Below are 16,665 nucleotides of genomic sequence, written 5' to 3'. Positions count from 1 at the left end.
AGTGAGTAGCCTCGTTGATCAACGGAACAAGTGCGCTTCCCAATGCACGCCAGGAAAGACAGTCTTCCCGCCAGCATTCTCGCCTCGATCAGGAGCAGGAAAAAGCGGCTTGACGCAGCGCATATTGAGGCAAGGCCGCGTAGCGCCGGAACGTTGATCGCTTCCTACAATGTCCACAAGTGTGTCGGTACCGATCGCCGCTTCGATCCGGAGCGGACCAGCCGGGTGATCCATGAAATCGGCGCCGACGTGATCGCGCTGCAGGAGGCCGACACACGTTTCGGCGAGCGCACGGGCATTCTCGATCTCGGCCGGCTGGAGCGGGAGACGGGGCTGATCCCTGTGCCGGTCGCCGGCATGGCGAAGGCGCATGGCTGGCACGGCAATGTCGTGCTGTTCAAGAAGGGGCTGGTGCATGATGTGCACCAGGTGAAACTGCCGGGGCTGGAGCCGCGCGGCGCCCTCGTCGTCGAAATTGAGCTGGAAGAGGGCGGCGCGCTGCGGATCATCGCCGCGCATTTCGGCCTTTTGCGCCACAGCAGAGCCCAGCAGGCCCGTACCCTCGTCGAACTGATCAACGACAGGCATGAGATGCCGACCATCCTGCTCGGCGACCTCAACGAATGGCGGCTCGGCGACCGCTCGTCGCTGAACACATTCCAATCCGCCTTCGGCGAGCTGCCGCCCGCCGTGCCGAGTTTTCCCGCCGGCCTGCCGCTTCTGGCGCTCGACCGCATCATCGCCAACCGCAAGGGGATCATTTCGGAGGTGGAGGCGCATGATACACCGCTCGCCCGGATCGCTTCGGACCACCTGCCGATCAAGGCGCTTGTCGATCTGAAGCCGGTGGGTGGGTAGCATCTCTAAGCTGATGTTTCGAAAGCTCCCGACGAGTATGATGCGTCTGACACTCCTTTGATAACTGCCTCGACTGCGCTTAAGAGGTCGCCCACTCCATCAATGCGTTCTGGGCGTGAAGCAAGAAAGCCTTTGCCTCGCGGAAACGACATGTCGGATGTGATGTCGCGTCTGCGCCACTTCCTGCCTCTCGCCACTGGTGGACAAGGCAAAAGGATTGTGTTGCGGCGCCCTTGGTCGAGGAGCGATGCCGACACCTATAAGGCGGCCAATTCGCCTTCTTCTGCGTCACTGGGCCATGAGTCTGTGACAATCACGTCCGCAGCGATGCCGACGGCGTTCAGAACCGTCAATGCTCCTTATGCGCCTAACTGGCTCAGTCCTGACCAATAGCCGTTGGCCACAAATCGTGATCGTCGGGACTTTGTGGCATACCGAGCTCACGCTGATGACGACGTGCAGAGGCGCTGATGATTCACATTTCAAGGCAGGTCACAGGGTCTGCGTACACGCTGCCATCATGCGGCGGCCTCGTAGCCTTTAGAAGCCGGGCTCTCAGGTCCTTCAAGCTGAAAGCGTGCGATCATCTCGGTAAGTGCGAGCGCCTCTGACGATAGCTGTTGCGTGGCGGCATTGGTCTCTTCCACCATCGCCGCATTTTGCTGCGTCATACGATCAATATCGTTCACCGACGCATTGATCGAATTGAGTGTCGTCGCTTGATCGCGGCTTGACGCGGCGATCAGTTCAATATGGCCGACGATGTGGACGATCTCGCTGGAAATCTCCATCAGCGCGTCGCCAGTGCGGCCGACGAACTCGGAGCCCGACGCAACCTCTCGGACAGAATTGTTGATGAGCTCGCCGATTTCCTTGGCTGCGCGAGCCGATCGCTGCGCCAGCTCACGCACTTCCTGCGCCACGACTGCAAAGCCCTTGCCGGCCTCACCCGCTCTCGCCGCTTCGACTCCCGCATTCAGGGCCAAGAGATTGGTCTGGAAAGCGATAGAATCGATGGCGCTGACAATCTGTACGATCTTGCCCGACGCGTCCTCGATCCGTCCCATAGCCGATACTGCGTTTTGGACCACCGAAGCCGAGGCGTCGGCGCCCTGTTTGGCGCGTTGGACAAGCGCCAGCGCTGCTGCTGCCCGTCCTGAAGAGGTGTTGACGGCGGAAGAAATCTCCTCCACAGCCGCTGCGGTTTCTTCAAGAGCAGCCGCCTGCTTTTCAGTTCGACTGGCCAAGTCATCGACAGCTTCCGCCATCTGGCGGCCATTATTGCTAATGAGGGAAGACGTCTCACGGATCTCGCAGAGGGTCTCTCTGAGACCCGCCACCGACATGTTGAAATCGGTGCGGATCCGATCGAGCTCAGGGGCAAAGGGCGTATCGATCGCAAAATTCAACTGCCCGCGCGACAGCCGCGTGAGCCCTTCCGCCAACGCCTCGATTGCGGCATCAACCTGAACCTGTGCGTTACGTCGCTCGAGTTCGTTGCGGGCGCGCTCAGATTCTGCCTCACGACGCGCGATCTCGGCCTGTTGTTCCATTTCGACTTTCGACAGCGCATTTTGTTTGAAGACCGAAAGCGCACGGGCCATTTCTCCGATTTCGTCGGCCCGTGTCTCGCCGGTTATTGTGGTGTCGAGCCTTCCCTCGGCGATCTTGCGCATCGCTGCGGTAATCTGGGCGATAGGTCCCTTCAGCGTGAAGACCAGCGCGGCACCTGCGGCCATGGCAATTAGGATGCCGATGACAATCGCGCCGCCGGATATCCTGTTGGCCTGTTGACGATCCTGCCCAGCATTCTGTTTCTGCGTCTCGGCGAACTGCGCAAGCAGGTTCCAGGTGTTGTCGATCTGCTCCGCGGCGCGGTCGAACTCAGCAAGCTTGCGGAGCGCACCGTCGGAGAGCGCTGCCGCGTTCGCCGCAAGCAGATCGAGAACGGGTTGAGCCTTCTTCGGAATCTCGGCAAAAACCGGATCGTCGGTCACCACGCCGGCGAGACGGCCGAGCTCGGTCTGATACATGTAGATTGATTGCTGGACTTTCTTCACTCGCGCGTCGTCTGGCTTGCCTGCAAGTTCGGCGAAGCCGACGCGGATCTCGTTATTGCTGTTAACGATAGCACGCAGTTGGTTGCCGACATTCGTCGCCTGAGAGATATCCTTGTCCGACGCGGCAAGCGCGAGTACGGAGGTCCGCATCAGGTCGTCGCCAATTGTCTTGAGACTGTCCCCAATAGCAGCAAGATTAGCGATGGCGGTATCCATTATCGGGACGTCCAAAGTGTCTGGCGACGCCTTCGAAGCGTTAAGGAGGGCATCTACCGCAGCGGAATACTGCGTCGCGAGGGCTTCTCTGTCGGTCCCTATCGCAGGCGAAAGCTGCTCCCTTGTCTTCTGCAAATCGGGCGCATATTTCGCTAGAAGGCTAAGCTTGTCAGCCGACGTTGTAGCGTTCGTATAATCATTGCTAAGTTTTGTCGCAACACTGGCGGCCGCGCTGATGGAGACGGCGTTGCTGAGGCCGCTCTTGTTGGCATTTTCCATCTTTTTCGCACTCGCCATCAGCATGAACGAGCGCTTGCCAACCTGCCCTTGCAAGTCAAGAAGCGCCGCGGAAGCAGCGTCCACGTCGCTGAGAATTTTCTGCTGTCCCGTTTCGATTTGCCAGATCGCTTCGATCTTTTGCGGGATGATTTGCGACTGATCGAGCGCCCGGTCGAGAAGCCCCACATCGGTCGTCGGCCTTAGAGTCTCGATCGTCTGCTTCAGGTTTGCCAATTGCTCTCGGGCGTCCGCAAGCGCGGTGTCACGAGCTTCCTGCGACGGCTTCATCAGAAAGCCGGTCATGCTTGAAGAAACAAGCTTGAACCCGTTCAGAGACTGCAAAATATGGTTGGAGATCTCCATCCGACCTTCGAGAAGGCTCGACGCGTAGTATCCCGTCAACCCTACTGCGCATAGGCTAATGACGAATGGCGCCAAAAGCGCGAGCACCTTCGTCTGAATGCGAGCCCGCCACATCAACCCATGTACCATATGCACCCCCCAAATTTGAGGTAAAGCTGCCATCCTTTTCTTAAGGACCGATGAAGGGACTAGGCGTCGCCTCTGTTGCCGCGCGGAGAACGACACCGGCCAAATCGCGAAACGGAGGCTGCCGAATTGCGGGTGTCATTCGGTATGGCGATGGCCATGCCATGCATCTCCCTTGTAAGCCCCGGTCGAGCCGGAAGGCTTACGTGATCACGAGACGGAGAAGCGAAAGCCGAATTGACTCATCAGGCGTCCATGATCGCTCGATATGGATGTCAAGGTTTTGCGCTATCCTTTGCTCCAGGATGCGTTCAAAGCCGAAGAGGGCTGGGTCGGATCTGCATTCATCCGTCCGTGCCCGTCGCCAACGAAGAGTGCTCCGTACTTCGCAGCGTTCGTTGCGACTTCGTGAAACCGGAGCGCGAGATTGTGAAAATCGCGGTTCGGGCAGGTCGCAGGCGCCGACGCTTTAGGCGCTCCCGGTGACGGGGCAATCATTGCCTAGGTCCTGTTGATAATGTGCTTGGCCAAATCAGCTGAGTTTTAATTCAAGGTGCCTTTCAGGAGGCTGCCCTGGTACGTGGTGACCTACCGACGCAAAATGGCAAACCGTAGAACCGCTTCTGCCCAGAGAGCGACGCAGCAAGATCGGCCTTATTATAAAGACAACTCGGCTTGACGTCTTGCCCCGTTTGCGAAATGCTAAGATGTCAGACCAATTCAGATCTGGCTGCCTGGTAGAAAAAATGGGGAACCATGAAGGCAAATCGTAGCGACAGGCCGGTGATCCGGCCGCTTCCGGTCATGGACCGCGCGCGCCAGGTGACCGATGCGCTGGCGGATTATGTGGAGGAAGCGCGGTTGCAGGCGGGTGATCGGCTGCCGGCCGAGCGGGAGCTGATGGCGGCCCTTGCCGTCGGCCGTTCGACCATTCGCGAGGCCATTCGGCATTTCCAGGCGCTCGGCGTCATCGAGACGCGCAAGGGCAGCGGCACCTATCTGCTGAAGCCGGTATCCCGGGCGACGATCCATATGCCGCTGTCCTTCGACGCGGCGCATCTGCGCGATGCGCTGCTGCAGACGCTGGAGGTTCGCCGCGGCATCGAATGCGAGGCGGGCATGGTCGCCGCCCGGCGGCGCACGACAAGAGACCTCGTCGTCATCGAGGAGAAGCTCAACGAGATGGAGCGGGTGCACCTGGAGAAGGGCACATCCGGGCCGGAGGATCTCGCCTTCCATCTCGCCGTCTACGACGCCACCCACAACCCGCTGTTTCGCCAGCTGCTCGAGCAGATGCGCGAGACATTCGAGCGCTTCTGGGAGCATCCGTTCGACCGGCAGGATTTCGCCCGCCGGTCCTTTCCCTTTCACCGCACGCTTTTCAACGCGATCGCGTCCCGCGATCCGGAGGCGGCGCGCGCGGAGACATTGAAAATTCTCGATATCGTCGAGGAAGACATCAAGGAAATGTCCAAATGAGCAACGGCGCAGATCCGTTCGATCTTGCTTCCCTCATCACCGCCCATGACGACGGCAACTTCGCCGACGCCGTCGTGCCGCCGATCTTCCAGACCTCGCTTTTCACCTTTTCCGATTACGACGAGATGATCACCGTCTATCGCGGCGAGAAGGTGCGGCCGACCTATACGCGGGGGCTGAACCCGACGGTGCGCGCCTTTGAGGAAATGCTGGCCAAGCTCGAAGGTGCGGAGGATGCGCTGGGATTTGCGAGCGGCATGGCGGCGATCTCCTCGGCGGTGCTGAGCTTCGTCGAACCGGGCGACCGCATCGTCGCCGTGAAGCATGTCTATCCGGATGCCTTCCGCCTGTTCGGCACCATCCTCAAGCGGATGAAGATCGAGGTGACCTATGTCGACGGGCGCGACGAGGAAGCCGTCGCGAGGGCGCTGCCCGGCGCCAAGCTCCTCTACCTGGAAAGCCCGACGAGCTGGGTGATGGAGGCGCACGACGTCGGTGCGCTGGCCGCCCTCGCCAAGCGGCACGGCGTCGTCTCGATGATCGACAACAGCTGGGCGAGCCCGTTCTTCCAGCGGCCGCTGACGCTCGGCGTCGAGCTCGTCATCCATTCCGCCTCGAAATATCTCGGCGGCCACAGCGATGTGGTGGCGGGCGTCGTCGCCGGCTCGAAGGAAATGATCGCGCGCATCAAGGCCGAGGCCTATCCCTATCTCGGCGGCAAGCTTTCGCCGTTCGATGCCTGGCTGCTGATCCGCGGCCTGCGCACGCTTCCGCTGCGCATGAAGGCGCATGAGGCATCGGCGCTTGAAATCGCCAGACGCCTGCAGAAGCTCGAGGTGGTGGAGACGGTCTGCCATCCCGGGCTTGCCAACCGCCTGCCCGCGGGGCTCAACGGCACCTCGGGCCTGTTCTCGTTCATCTTCCGCGACGGCGTCGATATCCGCGCCTTCGCCGACCATCTCAAGCTGTTCAAACTGGGTGTAAGCTGGGGTGGGCATGAAAGCCTGATCGTACCAGGCGAGGTCGTGCTTCAGCAGAAGGCACAGCCGAACTCCGCGCAAACCTTCGGCATCCATGCGCGATCCGTACGCCTCCATGTCGGCCTCGAAGGAACCGAGGCTCTGTGGAGGGACATCGAGGAGGCGCTCGCCGCCGCCTCACAATCCTGAAACCCGAGAGAAACCTAACAAGGGGGAACTGAGCCATGAAAAAACTAATAATCTCGACGTTCTTTGCTTCGATGATGGCCGGCACGGCCTTTGCCGATACGACGCTCAAGCTTGTCGAAGTCATCACCAGCCCGGAGCGCACCGAAACGCTGAAATCAATCGTCGGCAAGTTCGAGGCCGCCAATCCCGGCACCAAGGTCGATATCATCTCGCTGCCCTGGAACGAAGCCTTCCAGAAATTCGCAACCATGGTCTCGGCCGGTGACGTGCCCGATGTGATGGAGATGCCCGATACCTGGCTGTCGCTCTATGCCAATAACGGCATGCTCGAAAGCCTCGAGCCCTATCTCGAAAAATGGGAGCACACCAAGGAGCTGACGCCGCGCGCGCTCGAGCTCGGCCGCGACGTCAAGAACACCGCCTACATGCTGCCCTATGGCTTCTATCTCAGGGCAATGTTCTACAACAAGAAGCTGCTTTCGGAGGCTGGTGTCGCCGCGCCGCCGAAGACGCTCGAGGAGTTTACTGCCGCGTCCGAAAAGGTCTCCAAGCTGCCGGGCAAATACGGCTACTGCATGCGCGGCGGCCCGGGCGGCCTCAATGGCTGGATGATCTTTGCCGCCACGATGGCCGGCGACAACAAGTACTTCAAGGAAGACGGCACCTCGACCATGAACAGCCCCGGCTGGGCAAAGGGCATCGAGTGGATGGTCGATCTCTACAAGAAGGGCTATGCGCCGAAGGACAGCGTCAACTGGGGCTTCAACGAAGTCGTCGCCGGCTTCTATTCCGGCACCTGCGCCTTCCTCGACCAGGATCCGGATGCGCTGATCGCCATTGCCGAACGCATGAAGAAGGACGATTTCGGCGTTGCGCCGCTGCCGAAGGGGCCCGACGGCAAGTCCTTTCCGACCATCGGTTATGGCGGCTGGTCGATGTTTTCGACGAGCGCCAACAAGGATCTCTCCTGGAAGCTGATCGCCACCCTCGAAGGGCCGGAAGGCAATATCGAGTGGAACAAGCGCATCGGCGCCCTGCCGGCCTATACGGCGGCCGAGAAGGATCCCTTCTATGCCGGTGACCAGTTCAAGGGCTGGTTCGAGGAACTGGCGGATCCGAACACGGTGCCGACCGTGATGCCGACCTATCTGGAGGAGTTCGCCTTCTTCAAGGATTCGCTCGCGATCAAGACCTCGCAACAGGCCTTGCTCGGCGATATCTCGGCGAAGGACCTGGCCGACCAGTGGGCGGATTATCTGACCAAGGCGCAGCAGAAGTTCCTGGCCAAAAAGTAATTGGTGGGCTCTGAGTGCGGAGCCCCCTCATCCGACCCTTCGGGCCACCTTCTCCCCGCTGGGGAGAAGAGAACGGAGACGTCGCTGGCATATTCCCTTCTCCCCAGCGGGGAGAAGGTGCCGGCAGGCGGATGAGGGGGCCTCGACCTCCTGCTTCAGAAGTATCACCCGGGCGAGACTCCGCTGATCAAGACAATGGAAACCGCAATACGATGACCATTTCCGCCGATATGCTCGACATGCGTCGCGACCGCAGGCCGTGGCTGCGCCGTCTTGCCGATGCTTCGGAGCCCTATCTCTACAGCGCGCCGTCGCTGATCCTGATCATTGCGGTGATGCTGGTGCCGCTGACGCTCGGGCTGTCCTATGCCTTCCGCGATATCCAGCTGCTCAATCCCTTTTCCGGCGGCTTCATCGGGCTCGAGCATTTCCGCGAGTTGTCGAGCGACGCGGCTTTTTACGGTGCGCTGAGGAACACGCTGTGGTGGACCGGCGCCTCCGTCGTCTTGCAATTCATCTTCGGCCTCATTCTGGCGTTGCTGCTCGACAAGCCGTTCCCGGGCCGGGCGATCGCACAGGCGCTGGTCTTCCTGCCCTGGGCGGTGCCGTCCTTTCTCGCCGGTCTCAACTGGGCCTGGCTGTTCAATCCGGTCATCGGGCCGATCCCGCACTGGCTCTTCGCACTCGGGCTGATGCATGAGCCGGGCAACATTCTCTCCGATCCCGATCATGCGATGTGGGGGCCGATCGTCGCCAATGTCTGGTGGGGCATTCCGTTTTTTGCCATCACGCTGCTTGCCGCCCTGCAGGCCATCCCGCGCGATCTCTACGAGGCAGCCTCGATCGACGGCGCCGGCTGGTTCCAGCGTTTCCGCTCGATCACCCTGCCGTTTCTCGCGCCGACGATCGCTATCACCGTGCTCTTGCGCACCGTGTGGATCTCCAACTTCGCCGATCTCATCGTCGTCATGACCAATGGCGGGCCGGCCGACCGGACGCAGATCGTCGCGAGCTACATCTTCACCACGGCCTTCAAGCGGCTCGATTTCGGTTACGCCTCGGCGATCGCGCTGGTGTTGCTGGCACTGCTGCTTGCCTATTCGATGCTGATCATCCTGCTGCGGCAGACGCTGCTGAACAAGGATTGAGGCCATGAAACGATCGCTCATCCCAACGATCGCGCACCGTCTGGCGATCCTCTGCTATATCGCTTTCGCGCTCTTCCCGCTGTTCTGGCTGCTCAAGGTCTCGGTGACGCCGAACGATCTGCTCTATACCGAGGGCGTGCGGATGTGGCCGTCGCGCACCAGCTGGGATCACTATGCTTTCGTGCTGCAGCACAGCGCCTTTCCGACCTTCTTCAAGAACAGCCTGATCGTCTCGGCCTCGACGGCCGTGACGGTGACGATCTGCGCCTCGCTTTCCGGCTATGCGCTGTCGCGCTTCAATTTTCGGGCGAAATACTGGATCGTCGCGCTGATGCTGCTGACCCAGATGTTCCCGCTCGTCATGCTGGTCGCGCCGATCTTCAAGATCCTGTCGCCTCTGCATCTGACCAACAGCCTGACCGGCCTCGTCATCGTCTACACCGCTTTCAACGTGCCTTTCGCCACCTTCCTGATGCAGTCCTTCTTCGACGGCATTCCCAAGGATCTCGAAGAGGCGGCGATGATCGACGGGGCGACGCAGTTCACCGCGTTTCGCCAGATCATCCTGCCGCTAACGCTGCCCGGCATCGCCGCGACGCTCGGCTTCGTCTTTACCGCCGCCTGGAGCGAACTGCTCTTCGCGCTGATGCTGATCAACGGCAACGACGCGGCGACCTTCCCCGTCGGGCTTCTCACCTTCGTTTCGAAATTCTCGGTTGATTTCGGGCAGATGATGGCGGCGGGCGTCATGGCGCTCATTCCTGCCGGCCTCTTCTTCCTGCTCATCCAGCGTTATCTCGTCCAGGGCCTGACGGCCGGCGCGGTCAAGGGTTAAACAGAATGGCATCGATCGATATCCAGAATATCCGCAAAGCCTATGGCCACGTGCAGGTGCTGCACGGCGTCGACCTAGACATCAGAGATGGCGAATTCGTCGTGCTCGTCGGTCCCTCCGGCTGCGGCAAGTCAACGCTGTTGCGGATGATTGCCGGGCTGGAGGAAGTCACATCAGGTGAGATCCGTATTGCAGGCGCCCGGGTGAACGAACTGCATCCCAAGGACCGCGACATCGCCATGGTGTTCCAGTCCTATGCGCTATATCCGCATATGAATGTCGCCGGCAATATGAGCTACAGCCTGAGGCTGCGGAAAACGGCGAAGGAGAAGATCGCGAGCGCGGTCTCCGCGGCCGCCGCCAAGCTCGGCCTCGACCCGTTGCTTGAACGGCGGCCCAAAGCGCTCTCCGGCGGCCAGCGCCAGCGTGTCGCCATGGGCCGCGCCATCGTCCGCCAGCCGAAAGCGTTCCTGTTCGACGAACCGCTCTCCAACCTCGATGCGCGCCTGCGCGAACAGATGCGCGCCGAAATCAAGAAACTGCACGGCGAGCTGAGGGCGACCTCGATCTACGTCACCCACGACCAGATCGAGGCGATGACGCTGGCGGACCGGATCGTCGCCATGCATGGCGGCGTGGTGCAGCAGGTCGGCAGTCCGCTGGAACTCTATGATCGCCCCGCCAATCTCTTCGTCGCCGGTTTCATCGGCTCGCCCGGAATGAATTTCCTCGAGGCCAGCTATACCGCAGGCGGCGTCAAGCTGAAGGATGGAACGATCGTGCCGCTGGCAAAGCCGTTGCCGCTTGCAGACGGCACCAAGGTGACGCTCGGCATTCGGCCGGAGCATGTGCTGATCACGAATGACGGGAGCGGACTTGCCACCGACGTGGAACTCGTCGAACCCACCGGCTTCGGCATTATCCTCCACCTCGCCCTGCATGGCCTGCCCTTCAAGATCTTCACTCTGGACCGCGAAGCGCTGAAGGCGGGGCCGAAAGTCAATGTCGCCTTCCCGCCCCAATATCTGCATGTGTTCGACGGCGAGGGACAACGCATCGAATGAGCAGTCACGCCAGGGAAATCGGTCCGCAGCGGTTTTATCTCCTGGTTGTTTCCACCTTAAAAGCACTTGGCCAAGAAAAACACCTATCAGATTCAAGGAGATGAAAGAGACTCGGAAAAAGCGTGGGTAATTCTGATTAAGCTATTGAAATTTGATTCGTTTTGACTCGGAACCAATCGTAAACTGATTCGGTTGACTCGCACAGGTTGCGTCAGGAGCGCGAGCGAGATGGTTGCCCCGAGGGCGAATTGGAAGGGTTTTATCAAGTTCGGAGAGGTGGCTTTCCCGGTGGCGCTCTATACCGCCGCCTCCACATCCGAGCGGATCGCGTTTCATACGCTGAACAGGAAGACCGGCAACCGGGTGCGCCGAGAATTCGTGGACGGCGAGACCGGCGATCCGGTCGAGCGGGAGGACCAGGTCAAGGGTTTTGAGATTGAGGACGGCCGCTATGTCGTGCTCGAGCCCGAGGAAGTCGCGGCCGCCATTCCCGAAAGCGACAAGACGCTGAAGGTGGAGGCCTTTATTCCTTTTGACGAGGTCGATGACGTCTATTTCGACAAACCTTATTATCTGGCTCCCGACAAGATGGGCAGCGACGCTTTCAAACTCCTGAGGGATGGTATGAAGAAAGCCAAGGTCGCGGCCATTGCCCGAACGGTGCTGTTCCGGCGCCTGCGAACGCTCCTCATCCGTCCCCATGGAAAAGGGCTGGTCGGCTCAACCTTGAACTTCGATTATGAGGTTCGCTCCTCCGAGAAGGCATTCGAGGAGATGCCGGATCTCAAGATCCAAGGCGAGATGCTGGATCTTGCCAAGCACATCATCAACACCAAGAAGGGCGAGTTCGACCCGAAGCAGTTCGACGACCGTTACGAAGCGGCCGTCGCCGAACTGGTGAAGGCCAAGATCGAAGGCCGCACCCTTCCGAAGAAAAAGGCGCCGCCGGCTCCCAAACCGAGCGACCTGCTACAGGCTCTACGCGAAAGCGCCGGCATGGCGACGCCGGCCAAGACGAAGCGCACCGCTGCAAATGCCAATGCCGGAAAGAGCAGACAGAAGGCCGCGCGCGCGTCGACGACGAAATCACGCAGCCCAGCCGGCGCTCACCAGCGCCGCGCCGGGTGATCGGAGGTTTCCATGGCGATCCGGCCTTACTGGAAAGGCTACCTCAAACTGTCGCTCGTCACCTGCCCGGTGCAGATGATGCCGGCCACTTCCGAAAATGAGAAAGTGCGTTTTCATACGCTCAATCGCGCCACCCAAAACCGCGTCGTTAGCCACTATGTTGATGCCGTCACCGGCAAGGACGTGAAAGATGAAGACGAGGTGAAAGCCTATCAGCGTGGCGAGAACGAATATGTCTTGCTTGAAGACGAGGAGTTGGAGAACGTTGCGCTTGAAAGCACCAAGACGATCGATATCGAGGTCTTTACGCCGCGCAACGGCGTCGAATGGATCTGGCTCGACACGCCCTACTATCTTTCACCGGACGATCCGGTCGGCCAGGAGGCGTTCTCGGTGATCCGCGATGCGATGGCCGCCGAGGACATGGTCGGCATCTCGCGACTGGTGATTGCGCGCCGCGAGCGCGCCGTGATGCTGGAGCCACGCGGCAAAGGCATCGTTCTTTGGACCCTGCGTTACGGGGACGAGGTGCGCGACGCGGAGAGCTATTTCGAGCGGGTGGACGATCAACCGGCGGACAGTGAGATGATGCCGCTGGTCCAGCAGCTCATCAAGAAGCAGACGCAGCACTGGAACCCGAAGATGGTCTCCGACCCGGTGCAGGATAGGCTGCTCGATATCATCGAGGCCAAGAAGAAACAAATGAAGAAGCCCGTCAGAGCAAAATCCAAGGGCAAGGAGAAGGCGGAGCCGGTGCCCAGCAACGTCATCAACATCATGGACGCCCTGCGTAAATCCGTCGACGCCGAGAACCGACCCGACAGGCATTGAGCGATGACCAGACCGCGCGGCCCCTCCGCTCCGCTTCTTCGCGACTCGAATTCCTCCATACAATCACGACCTCTCCGTCGGCGTGATCCCGACCAGCCAAACCTGCCGTTCGATGCGATGCCGTCGAGAGTGGAGCCGTGCCTGGCCTTGCTGAAGCAGACGGTGCCGCAAGGGCCGGATTGGCTTTATGAGGTGAAGTGGGACGGTTACCGATTGGCGCTCCACATCGAGCCAAAGGGCATCCGCGTTCTCACCCGTGGCGGACATGACTGGACCCACCGATTTCCTAATATCGCCGCGGGGGCAAGAGAACTCGGTGTATCGACCTGCATTCTCGACGGAGAAGCGGTCGTCCTTGATGACGAGGGTCGCTCCGACTTTGGGGCGTTGCAGCGCTCGCTCGGCGGACGCGGCGGCAAACGGATCTCGACCGAATCCATCTTCTACGCCTTCGATCTATTGTATCTCGACGGTCACGACCTGACGCGCACCGAGCTCTCGGTCCGCCGCCATCTTCTCGAAGATCTGATCCCTGAGACCGACGATGGCGCTATTCGGTTCTCGCAAGACCTGGATCTAGGTGGCGAGGAACTGCTTGAGCACGCATGCCATCGGGGTTTGGAAGGCATCATTGCAAAGCGCAGGGATAGCCCTTACCGCAGTGGTCGTCTGGGGGACTGGCAGAAGATCAAGTGCGTTCAGAGCGAAAGTTTCATGATCGTCGGGTACGAGGAGTCGGTCAGCAACCGCGGTGGGCTCGGTAGTCTTTTGCTTGCGGGTCGAAAGGCTCACGACTGGATCTATGTCGGCTCCGTCGGCACAGGATTCAACCGAACGGAGGCGGAGTATCTGCGCAAGACGTTGAACCGCCTCCAGACAAAAAAACCTGTTGTGCCGCTCAAAGGAAAGCGCCTCGTCTTTTCCCAACCGACCTTGATTGCCGAGATCGAGTTTCGCGGCTGGACGCGTGAGGGCAGCCTCCGCCACCCCTCATATAAAGGCCTCCGCGAGATCCAGGATAACGCCGCGGTCTTCGATATGACTGATGCCCCCGCGATCCCATGAACTCCGGCACTGCGATCGAAATCTTGCAAGGGCCAACTGCGACCTGTGCCCAATCCTCGCCCTGTCAGGCGGCATGTTTGCCGGTGCGGCCGAGCCTCTTGATCGCCTGCTCCAGGGGACGCTGCCCCTCGCAATAATCCTTCCAGGCGGATGACTTCGATAGCAAAGCAGGCACGGTTCGGATCGTAAACCTTTTAGGATCGAGGTCCGATTTCACCTGCGTCCACGTCAGAGGCATTGACACGGTCGCCCCTGGGCGGGCTCGAGGGGAGAGCGGCGCCACGGCCGTCGCCATGCGATCATTGCGCAGGTAATCGAGGAAAATGCGACCGCCCCGCAGGCTCTTGGTCATCTTGATAAGGTAGAGATCGGGGTTGTTTCGGGCCATCTGCTGGCAGACGTCATGCGCGAAGGCCTTTGCCTCGGGCCATGACATCGGTTTTCGTTTGTTGACTGCAAGCGGGGTCACGACATGCAAGCCCTTGCCGCCCGTCGTCTTGCAGAAGCTGATCAATCCGAGGTCTTCCAGCCGGTCGCGCATCTCGCGGGCAGCGGCAACAACCGTGGAAAAGGGAACATCGGGACCGGGATCAAGATCGAATACCAGGCGGCCGGGAACTTCCGGTTGCCCGGGTTCACAGTTCCACGGATGGAGCTCGACCGCCGCGATTTGGGCGACTGCGGCAAGCCCTTCGATGCGGTCGATCTGGAGGTATGGCTTCTTGTCGCCGAATACCTTGACCAATTCGAGCAGTTTGGATTGTCCAGGCATGGCATGACGCTGGAAGAACTGCTCGCCACCAACTCCATCCGGCGCGCGGATGATGGAGCAGGGCCTGCCCTTGAGGTGCTCGATCATCCAGTCGCCGACCGCCTCGTAATAGCGGGCAAGGTCTTCCTTGGTTACCGGCTCACCATCATTGGCATCCGGCCACAATGGTTTGTCCGGGCTTGAAATCAGCACACCCATGACATCGGCCTTCTGACCCCTGCGGCGCGTCGATTTTGGTTCGGCCCGCGGAGCCGGTTCCGCAATCTCGGCCTTGGAGGATCTTAGCGGTCGCTCCGCCTCGACTTCCTTGGCCGGCTTATCTTCACGCAAGCCCTTGAAGGCCGCCTGCCGGACGAGACCGTCCGCGGTCCAGCCCTCGAATTCGATCTCGGCGACAAGCTCGGGCTTCACCCAGACGACGTCAGCCTGCTTCTTCGGCGCGCCGATACCGGTGAACGGCGACTTCGCCGTCTCCAGCGCCTTCAGTTTCGGAAACAGCGTTTCGACTTTCTTGGCGCCGTAGCCGGTCCCGACACGGCCGACATAGACAAAGTGATCGTCGCCGAAAACGCCGACGAGAAGGGAACGAAACTTGCCGTTGGTCTTGGCATAGGCGCCGATGACCACCTCGTGCCCCGCCCGGCATTTCGACTTCGCCCAGCTTGCCGTTCGACCGGATTGATAGGGGGCATCTGCCTTTTTCGATACAATGCCTTCCAACGATAGCTTGCATGCCGACCTGAGCACGGCGTCGCCGCCGCCTGTGAAATGTTCGACGTAGCGGATGCGAGGGTCGTTGCCAGCCTCCGCGAGAAGCTCCTGCAGTCGCGTCTTTCGTTCAATGATGGGCTTGAGGCGGAGATCCTCACCGCCGTCATAGAGGAGGTCGAAGGCGAAGTAGACGAGGCTGCCGGTCTTGCCTTCCGACAGTGCCGCCTGAAGCGCGGCGAAGTCGGGCGCGCCGTGCTCATCGAGAGCGCAGATTTCACCATCGATTATGCAGTCTGGAAGCGCTGACGCCGCCTCGGCGATTTCGAGGTATTTGGCCGTCCAGTCGAGACCTTTTCTGGTTTTCAGCGTCGCTTCGCCGTCGAGCACACGCATCTGGATGCGGTAGCCATCGAACTTGATCTCGTGGATCCAGTCGTTCCCGCCGGGTGGCCGCTCCAGCTTCTCGCAAAGCTGCGGCGCGATGAAATCCGGAAGATCAACCGCCGTTGCGGTGCTGGCGCGCTTTCCGCCTCTCGCCTCCTGCCGCTCCTCGGCGGCCAGTCCGTGATTGCTGTCCCAGACGGCGTCGGCCTGGATCTTGCCGCCCTCCACCATGAAGGGTTTCGGCTTGCGCCCCTTGCCGGCCTCGATCATTTCCATGCTGCGGCCCGAGGCGACCGAGGTGACGTTCTCTTCCAGAATGGCAGCACCGTCTTCCTCCACGGAGAACTCGTCGTGATGCTTGATCAGCAGCCAGTTGGTACGCTTGCTGCGGTCGCGATCGTTGCGCATGCGCACAAGCACGAAGCTGCCGTGCAAGCGCTCGCCCTCGAGCGTGAACTTGAAATCGCCCTTGGCAAGCGCCTGCTCAGGGCTCTTCCGCCCCTCCGGCTCCCAATAGCCGCGATCCCACAGCATGACCGTGCCGCCGCCATACTGACCTTTCGGAATCGTCCCTTCGAAATCGCCATAATCGAGCGGATGGTCCTCGACCTCGACGGCCAGCCGCTTGTCTTGCGGATCGAGCGACGGACCTTTCGTAACGGCCCAGCTCTTGAACACGCCGTCGAGCTCAAGCCGCAGGTCGTAGTGCAGACGTGTCGCATCGTGCTTCTGAATGACAAAGCGGCGGCGGTTGCTCCGTTTGAGGGGCCGCTCGCCGCTGGGCTCAGCAGTCTTCTGAAAGTCGCGTTTTGATCGATAGCTTGATAGCTTGTCGCTGGCCATGGCTGTTCCCGGGCATTCGGTCCTCAAACGAAATATTGG

12 protein-coding genes are annotated in these 16,665 nt (G+C 60.4%); 10 read left to right on the top strand and 2 right to left on the bottom strand.

The features are described from left to right. Nucleotides 1-42: 42 nt before the first annotated feature. Complete coding sequence (locus FHT70_RS12130) at nucleotides 43-858, top strand: endonuclease/exonuclease/phosphatase family protein (protein ID WP_183701290.1); 816 nt, start codon at nucleotides 43-45, stop codon at nucleotides 856-858. Nucleotides 859-1,376: 518 nt separating this feature from the next. On the opposite strand, the gene FHT70_RS12125 is transcribed toward FHT70_RS12130, so the two are convergent. Next, entirely contained in the window at nucleotides 1,377-3,905 is a 2,529-nt protein-coding gene (locus FHT70_RS12125; protein ID WP_183701287.1) for a HAMP domain-containing methyl-accepting chemotaxis protein, read from the bottom strand. 753 nt (nucleotides 3,906-4,658) lie between these two features. Here FHT70_RS12125 and FHT70_RS12120 point away from each other — a divergent pair. The 9 genes from FHT70_RS12120 to ligD (FHT70_RS12080) all read left to right on the top strand — a co-directional run bounded on the left by FHT70_RS12120 (nucleotide 4,659) and on the right by ligD (FHT70_RS12080) (nucleotide 13,916). Beyond that, entirely contained in the window at nucleotides 4,659-5,381 is a 723-nt protein-coding gene (locus tag FHT70_RS12120; RefSeq protein ID WP_183701284.1) for a FadR/GntR family transcriptional regulator, read from the top strand. Next, entirely contained in the window at nucleotides 5,378-6,550 is a 1,173-nt protein-coding gene (locus FHT70_RS12115; protein WP_183701281.1) for a PLP-dependent transferase, read from the top strand. The genes FHT70_RS12120 and FHT70_RS12115 overlap by 4 nt, the downstream gene beginning before the upstream one ends. Nucleotides 6,551-6,585: 35 nt before the next feature. Then, entirely contained in the window at nucleotides 6,586-7,845 is a 1,260-nt protein-coding gene (locus FHT70_RS12110; RefSeq protein ID WP_085781046.1) for a sugar ABC transporter substrate-binding protein, read from the top strand. A 212-nt stretch (nucleotides 7,846-8,057) separates the two neighbouring features. Beyond that, nucleotides 8,058-8,993 (top strand): sugar ABC transporter permease, encoded by a 936-nt coding sequence (locus tag FHT70_RS12105; RefSeq protein WP_085781048.1) that lies wholly within the window; start codon nucleotides 8,058-8,060, stop codon nucleotides 8,991-8,993. Nucleotides 8,994-8,997: 4 nt separating this feature from the next. Then, the gene (locus FHT70_RS12100) at nucleotides 8,998-9,828 is read left to right on the top strand and encodes a carbohydrate ABC transporter permease (RefSeq protein WP_085781049.1); all 831 of its coding nucleotides are present in this window, start codon (nucleotides 8,998-9,000) and stop codon (nucleotides 9,826-9,828) included. A 5-nt stretch (nucleotides 9,829-9,833) separates the two neighbouring features. Beyond that, nucleotides 9,834-10,892, top strand: coding sequence for a sn-glycerol-3-phosphate ABC transporter ATP-binding protein UgpC (gene ugpC, locus FHT70_RS12095; protein WP_097600849.1), 1,059 nt, complete (start codon nucleotides 9,834-9,836; stop codon nucleotides 10,890-10,892). A 228-nt stretch (nucleotides 10,893-11,120) separates the two neighbouring features. Beyond that, on the top strand, nucleotides 11,121-12,020 hold the full coding sequence (locus tag FHT70_RS12090; RefSeq protein ID WP_183701278.1) for a Ku protein: 900 nt from the start codon (nucleotides 11,121-11,123) through the stop codon (nucleotides 12,018-12,020). Between the two features lie 12 nt (nucleotides 12,021-12,032). After that, nucleotides 12,033-12,851 (top strand): Ku protein, encoded by an 819-nt coding sequence (locus tag FHT70_RS12085; RefSeq protein ID WP_183701275.1) that lies wholly within the window; start codon nucleotides 12,033-12,035, stop codon nucleotides 12,849-12,851. 3 nt (nucleotides 12,852-12,854) lie between these two features. Next, a complete protein-coding gene (gene ligD / locus FHT70_RS12080) occupies nucleotides 12,855-13,916 on the top strand; it encodes a non-homologous end-joining DNA ligase (RefSeq protein ID WP_183701272.1) in 1,062 nt (353 codons plus the stop codon). Between the two features lie 64 nt (nucleotides 13,917-13,980). Here the strand turns inward: ligD (FHT70_RS12080) and ligD (FHT70_RS12075) are convergent, their stop codons facing one another. Continuing rightward, nucleotides 13,981-16,626: a DNA ligase D gene (gene ligD, locus FHT70_RS12075; RefSeq protein ID WP_183701270.1), complete on the bottom strand. Its 2,646-nt coding sequence runs from the start codon at nucleotides 16,624-16,626 to the stop codon at nucleotides 13,981-13,983. Nucleotides 16,627-16,665 lie beyond the last annotated feature (39 nt).

It is taken from the genome of Rhizobium sp. BK049, from assembly GCF_014193135.1.
GTDB lineage: Bacteria > Pseudomonadota > Alphaproteobacteria > Rhizobiales > Rhizobiaceae > Rhizobium.
The sequence above is the reverse complement of the archived record's forward strand: the minus strand, read 5'-3'. Positions and strand labels throughout refer to the sequence as shown.

Excerpts from the sequence above, each read along its gene's own strand:
- FHT70_RS12130 (WP_183701290.1), top strand. The coding sequence starts at position 43 with ATGCACGCCAGGAAAGACAGTCTTCCCGCCAGCATTCTCGCCTCGATC.
- FHT70_RS12125 (WP_183701287.1), bottom strand. The coding sequence starts at position 3,905 with ATGGTACATGGGTTGATGTGGCGGGCTCGCATTCAGACGAAGGTGCTC.
- FHT70_RS12120 (WP_183701284.1), top strand. The coding sequence starts at position 4,659 with ATGAAGGCAAATCGTAGCGACAGGCCGGTGATCCGGCCGCTTCCGGTC.
- FHT70_RS12115 (WP_183701281.1), top strand. The coding sequence starts at position 5,378 with ATGAGCAACGGCGCAGATCCGTTCGATCTTGCTTCCCTCATCACCGCC.
- FHT70_RS12110 (WP_085781046.1), top strand. The coding sequence starts at position 6,586 with ATGAAAAAACTAATAATCTCGACGTTCTTTGCTTCGATGATGGCCGGC.
- FHT70_RS12105 (WP_085781048.1), top strand. The coding sequence starts at position 8,058 with ATGACCATTTCCGCCGATATGCTCGACATGCGTCGCGACCGCAGGCCG.
- FHT70_RS12100 (WP_085781049.1), top strand. The coding sequence starts at position 8,998 with ATGAAACGATCGCTCATCCCAACGATCGCGCACCGTCTGGCGATCCTC.
- ugpC (WP_097600849.1), top strand. The coding sequence starts at position 9,834 with ATGGCATCGATCGATATCCAGAATATCCGCAAAGCCTATGGCCACGTG.
- FHT70_RS12090 (WP_183701278.1), top strand. The coding sequence starts at position 11,121 with ATGGTTGCCCCGAGGGCGAATTGGAAGGGTTTTATCAAGTTCGGAGAG.
- FHT70_RS12085 (WP_183701275.1), top strand. The coding sequence starts at position 12,033 with ATGGCGATCCGGCCTTACTGGAAAGGCTACCTCAAACTGTCGCTCGTC.
- ligD (WP_183701272.1), top strand. The coding sequence starts at position 12,855 with ATGACCAGACCGCGCGGCCCCTCCGCTCCGCTTCTTCGCGACTCGAAT.
- ligD (WP_183701270.1), bottom strand. The coding sequence starts at position 16,626 with ATGGCCAGCGACAAGCTATCAAGCTATCGATCAAAACGCGACTTTCAG.